The following is a 262-nucleotide window of genomic DNA, read 5'->3' as shown; positions in this document are numbered from 1 at the left end:
GGCGCGGCCCGCGAGGCGGGCCCGTACCGCCTGCTCGGCGAGGTCCTGGCAGCGCGCGAGGAGACGCGCGGCGGCGGGATCGTGGCGCTGGGCGCGCAGGGCCGCGAGGTCGTCGGGTCCTGGGTGGTACCCGGCGTCGAGCGCCTCGGTCAGGAGGGGGAGGAAGCCGGCGAGGCTGCCGGGGAGGGCCGCGCGGTAGCGCGCGAGGTCGGCCACGAGGAAGGCCCGCAGCCGCGCGGCCTCGTCCACCGCGGCGTCGACC

The 262-nt window shown here is 80.5% G+C and carries 1 pseudogene; it reads right to left on the bottom strand.

The features are described from left to right. Window positions 1-262 (bottom strand): annotated as a pseudogene (locus G3I42_RS21545) (hypothetical protein); the annotation flags it as partial.

This window comes from Streptomyces sp. SID11385 (assembly GCF_010548245.1).
GTDB lineage: Bacteria > Actinomycetota > Actinomycetes > Streptomycetales > Streptomycetaceae > Streptomyces.
This window is presented reverse-complemented; position numbering and strand designations above follow the sequence as displayed.